The sequence below is a fragment of the Flavobacterium sp. genome (assembly GCF_035456085.1).
Taxonomy (GTDB): Bacteria; Bacteroidota; Bacteroidia; order Flavobacteriales; family Flavobacteriaceae; genus Flavobacterium.
Window position 1 is genome coordinate 1 of sequence record NZ_DATIDY010000037.1, and the last position, 5,400, is coordinate 5,400.

7 protein-coding genes and 1 pseudogene are annotated in these 5,400 nt (G+C 34.4%); all 8 read left to right on the plus strand.

Annotated features, from left to right (window positions below; all coding sequences use genetic code 11):
* Positions 1–159 precede the first annotated feature (159 nt).
* A complete protein-coding gene (locus VLC96_RS02845) occupies positions 160–525 on the plus strand; it encodes a hypothetical protein (RefSeq protein WP_325260543.1) in 366 nt (121 codons plus the stop codon).
* Between the two features lie 219 nt (positions 526–744).
* Positions 745–1,362, plus strand: coding sequence for a heavy metal-binding domain-containing protein (locus tag VLC96_RS02850; RefSeq protein WP_325260544.1), 618 nt, complete (start codon positions 745–747; stop codon positions 1,360–1,362).
* 32 nt (positions 1,363–1,394) lie between these two features.
* Positions 1,395–1,967 carry a DUF3347 domain-containing protein gene (locus tag VLC96_RS02855; protein ID WP_325260545.1) on the plus strand — a complete coding sequence of 191 codons (573 nt, stop codon included), beginning with the start codon at positions 1,395–1,397 and terminating at the stop codon, positions 1,965–1,967.
* A gap of 2 nt (positions 1,968–1,969) precedes the next feature.
* Positions 1,970–2,428: a heme-binding domain-containing protein gene (locus VLC96_RS02860; RefSeq protein ID WP_325260546.1), complete on the plus strand. Its 459-nt coding sequence runs from the start codon at positions 1,970–1,972 to the stop codon at positions 2,426–2,428.
* 38 nt (positions 2,429–2,466) lie between these two features.
* Positions 2,467–2,796: pseudogene (locus tag VLC96_RS02865) on the plus strand (MerC domain-containing protein); the annotation flags it as partial.
* A 69-nt stretch (positions 2,797–2,865) separates the two neighbouring features.
* A complete protein-coding gene (locus tag VLC96_RS02870; protein ID WP_325260549.1) occupies positions 2,866–3,066 on the plus strand; it encodes a GDCCVxC domain-containing (seleno)protein in 201 nt (66 codons plus the stop codon).
* Positions 3,067–3,080: 14 nt separating this feature from the next.
* Positions 3,081–4,370 (plus strand): efflux RND transporter permease subunit, encoded by a 1,290-nt coding sequence (locus VLC96_RS02875; RefSeq protein WP_325260547.1) that lies wholly within the window; start codon positions 3,081–3,083, stop codon positions 4,368–4,370.
* Position 4,371: 1 nt separating this feature from the next.
* Positions 4,372–5,400: efflux RND transporter permease subunit (locus tag VLC96_RS02880; protein ID WP_325260548.1), on the plus strand; the 1,029-nt coding region annotated here is incomplete at its 3' end.

A 5,400-nucleotide genomic window follows, 5' to 3' on the forward strand; every position in this document is an offset into this window, starting at 1 on the left:
AAGCACATTTTTCGTTCATAGTTAAAATAATGAAAAATCATTTTTCAACTTTCTATAATTATCTAACACATAATACAAAAGCTAACGTTGTATATTTTAACACGGTGTTAATAATCAATCAATAAATTTTAATTAATTTTGGTGTAAATTAAGACTAAAATGAAGAATTTTCACATAATAGCAATCGTATTATTTGGCTTTTTATTGATGCCAAGTAGTTCTTTTGCGTGTGAAAATAATTCTGCAAAACATTCTTCTCAAAAAGCAGTTTCATCAAATACTTGTAATGAAGATTGTTGTAAAAATGATGGTCATTCAAAAAACAAAAAACACCAAGGTTGCGGTAAATGCAACCATTCGAATTGTGGTTGTGCTTCTTCTTGCAATTCATCTGTTTCTATAAATGAATGGTACATTAATACCAATTGTTTTAATTTCTCTTCAGAAAAACCAAATTTTTACAACTATGAAACCGCCATTTCTTCCGGTTTCAATTCTTTATGGCTTATACCAAAAATAAGCTAAATCAAATTTTGACAGCCATAAGTGTGTCAAATTCAAAGCAGTATTGCTTTAAACCATTTGTTTTATAGATTAATTGAATTAATAAATTATAGTTTGTCACTATTGTTTAGCTATTCTTCATTTATTCAATTCAAAATTATTTACGCAAAACAAAACATTAAAACACTATATCGATGCATTCGCTATAGTTAATTCCCTGTTCAATAAAATCACGAAAAAATGAAAACACTAATTATCGTATTAAGTGCAGTTTTTGCATTTAATACCGTAGCATCAGCACAAATTGCTACAAAAGAAGAAGAACAAAAAATTGTGTATGTGTGTCCAATGCATCCTGACGAGACGAATCCAAGCTCTGGAAAATGTTCCAAATGTGGAATGGAATTAAAAAAAATTACCGAAAAAATACCCACCTATGCTACAAAAGGAAGTCAGCCTATGAGCAAAACTGTGACTAGATACGTTTGCCCAATGGACAGCACGACTTCTGATAAACCAGGAAAATGCTCCAAATGTGCAATGGCAATGGTAAAGATTACAGAGCAAGTAGACTTACAGCCTCTAAAAGGAAGTCAGCCTAAGACTAAAACTGTGACAAAATATGTTTGTCAAGCAGATGGTACAACTTCAGCTACTGCAGGAAAATGTTCTAAATGCGGAACTGAAATGGTAAAAATTACCGAAAAAGTGGACTTACACCCGCTAAAAGGTAGCCAGCCTAAAACAAAAACTGTGACAAAATACGTTTGCCCAATGGACGGCACAACTGCCGACACCAAAGGGGAATGTCCTAAATGTGGAATGGCAATGATTCAAAAAGAAGACCATAAACATTAAATCAATCTTTCAAAAACTTAAAATTTAAAAAAATGAAAAAAATAATTCTTTCAGCCGTAGTACTATCATTAGCATTAGTTTCTTGTAACCAAAAAAACAAACAAGAAGAAACCGTTAATCCAGCCACAGAAAATACTGATACTGAAACTACAACTGTAAAAGTCGACCCAAATGCATTTTCCGTTAAAGATATTGTTACGGATTATTTGTCTTTAAAAAATGCATTGACCAAAGATGATTCTAATGGAGCTTCAAGTGCAGGAAAAAAATTGGTGGAGACTTTAGGGAAAATTGATATGAAAAAATTGTCTGGCGAGCAAATGAAAACCTATATGGATATTGCTGATGATGTTAAAGAACATGCGGAACATATTGGAGATAACGCAGGGAATTTACCCCACCAAAGAGAACATTTCGTTTTATTGAGCAAAGACATCAATGATTTGGTACAAACTTTTGGAACAGAACAAAAACTGTATCAGGATTTTTGCCCGATGGCAGATGAAGGAAAAGGTGCCATTTGGATAAGCGAAGTGAAAGATATTAAAAATCCATATTTTGGTTCGGAAATGCTTACTTGTGGTTCAGTGAGAAAAGAATTCTAGAAATGAAAAGTATCTTCAAAAAAACATTTTTTATTGGGATAATTATTTTTTTATTGATTCAGTTTTATCATCCTGCTCGAAACATTGGTTTTGAGCAGGATTTAACTGCCGATTTCACAAGAGTATATCCTGTTCCCAAAAATGTAGAAGTGATATTGCGAACCTCTTGTTATGATTGCCACAGTAATAATACCAATTATCCGTGGTATTCAAATATTCAGCCTGTTCGATTTTTTATGGATAGCCATATAAATGAAGGAAAGGAGGAATTGAATTTCAATGAATGGGGAAATTATTCAAAACGCAGGCAGAATAGTAAACTAAAAGCTATAAGTAAAGAAATTAAGGAGAATGAAATGCCTTTGGCTTCTTATACTTTGATTCATAAAAATGCAGTTCTTTCCAGTATTCAAAAGCAGGAGGTTATGAATTGGATAAATTCACTTGAAACAAATGAATAAGCAGACACAATTATCTTTATAATTATACCAAACTAAAAATGAAAATAAAAAATAACATAGATAAATTAGGCACACTTGGACTTTTTTTCACAGCATTGTTTTCTCCTTGCTGTTTTCCTCTTTTTGCATTCGTAGCTTCTGCCTTTGGATTGGGCAGTTTTGAATTATTTGGTGGCTGGACAATGTGGATATTTCAGATAATGATTTTAATATCAATTGCAGGATTAATAATTTCTTTTAGAAAGCATCACAAATTTTATCCCTTACTGTTCGCTATCCCAAGTGGAATTGTCATTTTATATGGCTATTATTTCAGTTATGATTTTTACCATATTTACGTTGGCATGTTTGGGTTACTGATTGCTACTGTAATGAATTACTATTACAATAAGTTGGATGGTAATTGTGAAACCTGTACGCTATATAACGGTAAATCAGTGGAACTAAAATCAACTTTGACCTGTCCAAACTGCGGACATAGAAAAGATGAAATGATGCCAACGGATGCTTGCCAATTTTTTTATGATTGTGAAAATTGCAAAACAGTTTTAAGACCCAAACAAGGAGATTGTTGTGTTTATTGCAGTTATGGAACTGTAAAATGTCCTCCTATCCAAGCAGGAGATAAGTGTTGTTAAAAAATTAAAATATTATGGTAGAAAAATTAATATCATTTTCATTAAAAAACAGATTTATAGTCCTGCTCATTTCGGCATGCTTATTTGCATGGGGTGTTTATTCTGTGCAACAAAATCCCATAGACGCGATTCCTGATTTGTCCGAAAACCAAGTGATTGTATTTACGGAGTGGATGGGTAGAAGCCCACAAGTTATCGAAGCACAAGTGACTTATCCCTTAGTCTCAAATCTTCAAGGCATTCCAAAAGTCAAAAATATTCGTGGTGCTTCTATGTTTGGAATGAGTTTCGTATATATTGTTTTTGAGGACAATGTAGATATCTATTGGGCAAGAACCCGGGTTTTGGAAAGGCTCAATTATGCTCAACGTCTTTTGCCTCAAAGTGTGGTTCCAACTCTTGGACCAGATGGAACAGGTGTCGGTCACGTTTTTTGGTATCATTTCAATGCAAACGGAATGGACTTGGGCGAGCAAAGAGCACTACAGGATTGGTATGTGAAATTTGCATTGCAAACTGTTCCGGGAGTTGCCGAAGTAGCTTCCTTTGGGGGATTTGAAAAACAATACCAATTGGTTTTAGACCCTTTGAAAATGCAACATTACAAAGTCAGTATGATGGAAGTAATGAACGCAGTAAAAGCCAATAATAATGATGTAGGTGGACGGAAATTCGAAATGAGCGATATGTCATATATCATAAGGGGTTTGGGATATATAAAAAACATAAAGGATGTAGAAGATATTGCTATTAAAAACTACAATTCAATTCCAGTTCGAATAAAAGATATTGGTTCACTACAAATGGGTGGCGATTTGCGTTTAGGAATTTTTGACGAAAACGGTTCTGGCGAAGTAGTTGGCGGTATTGTAGTGATGCGATATGGAGAAAATGCAGATAATGTCATAAAAGCTGTCAAAGCAAAAATGAAAGAAGTGGAGAAAGGATTGCCGGAGGGTGTGACTTTTAAAACCTCTTATGACCGAAGTGAATTGATTGAAAAAGCAATCGATTCTGTCAAAGGAACGCTAATCGAAGAGATGATTGCAGTATCAATAGTGGTTTTACTATTTCTTTTTCATTGGCGAAGCGCATTAATAATACTCATCCAATTACCCATATCGGTTGCTATTGGCTTTATTTTACTTGAAGCATTTGGTATTTCGTCAAACATTATGTCATTGACGGGAATAGCTTTGGCAATTGGAGTTGTCGTAGATGATGGTATCGTAATGGTAGAGAATGCCTATAGAACAATTTCGGAAAAACAGGAAGAAATGGACAATAACCAACATCTTACTTAAAATGAAAGATAAAATCAAAAATATATTCACAAAAGAAAACGACCCGTTATCTTCTGATGAGAAACTAAAGCTAATAGAAGCCTCTTCTAAATTAGTTGGCCCCGGTGTGTTCTATTCGACAATAATCGTAATTGCATCTTTCTTGCCCGTATTTCTGCTTACGGGAATGGAAGGGAAATTATTTGGCCCATTGGCATGGACAAAATCGTTCATACTGATAGTTGATGCTTTTTTAGCCATTACACTTGCTCCAGTGCTGATTAGTCTTTTACTAAAAGGAAAACTTCGTCCAGAAAACAAAAATCCAATAAACAGGAAATTGGAAAGCATTTACACTCCTATTTTAACGCTTTGTTTAAAATGGAGAAAAACAGTTTTGGCGGTCAACATTGTGGCACTGTTAATAGGCATATTGATGTTTACTCGTTTGGGGTCAGAATTTATGCCCCCACTCGATGAAGGCTCGGTTTTGTTTATGCCGGTAACCTTGCCCGATGTGTCCAATTCCGAAGTAAAACGAATTTTGCAGGTTCAGGACAGATTGATAAAATCAATTCCCGAAGTGGCTCACGTTTTAGGGAAAGCAGGAAGAGCCAATACTGCAACCGACAACAGCCCTATAAGTATGATAGAAACAATCGTCTTACTTAAACCACATAACGAATGGAGAGAAGGCAAAACAAAAGCCGATATCATAAATGAAATCAATAATAAACTACAAATACCAGGAGTTACTAATGGTTTTACGCAACCTATTATTAACCGTATCAATATGCTTTCCACAGGTATTAGAACCGATGTAGGTATAAAAATCTACGGCGAAAGTTTAGATACCATTAATGCTTTATCACAAAAAATAAAAAGGGCATTGGATGGAACTTCGGGCATAAAAGATTTGTATTCCGAACCCATTACAGGTGGAAAATACATTGATATCGAGCCTAAAAGAGAAGTTATAGGCAGATATGGACTTTCAATAGACGATATAAACGCTGTTGTGGAAGCTTCTATCGGTGGAATGAAACTCACC

Coding starts and splice junctions, on each gene's coding strand:
- VLC96_RS02875 (WP_325260547.1), top strand. CDS start 3,081: ATGGTAGAAAAATTAATATCATTTTCATTAAAAAACAGATTTATAGTC.
- VLC96_RS02855 (WP_325260545.1), top strand. CDS start 1,395: ATGAAAAAAATAATTCTTTCAGCCGTAGTACTATCATTAGCATTAGTT.
- VLC96_RS02850 (WP_325260544.1), top strand. CDS start 745: ATGAAAACACTAATTATCGTATTAAGTGCAGTTTTTGCATTTAATACC.
- VLC96_RS02860 (WP_325260546.1), top strand. CDS start 1,970: ATGAAAAGTATCTTCAAAAAAACATTTTTTATTGGGATAATTATTTTT.
- VLC96_RS02845 (WP_325260543.1), top strand. CDS start 160: ATGAAGAATTTTCACATAATAGCAATCGTATTATTTGGCTTTTTATTG.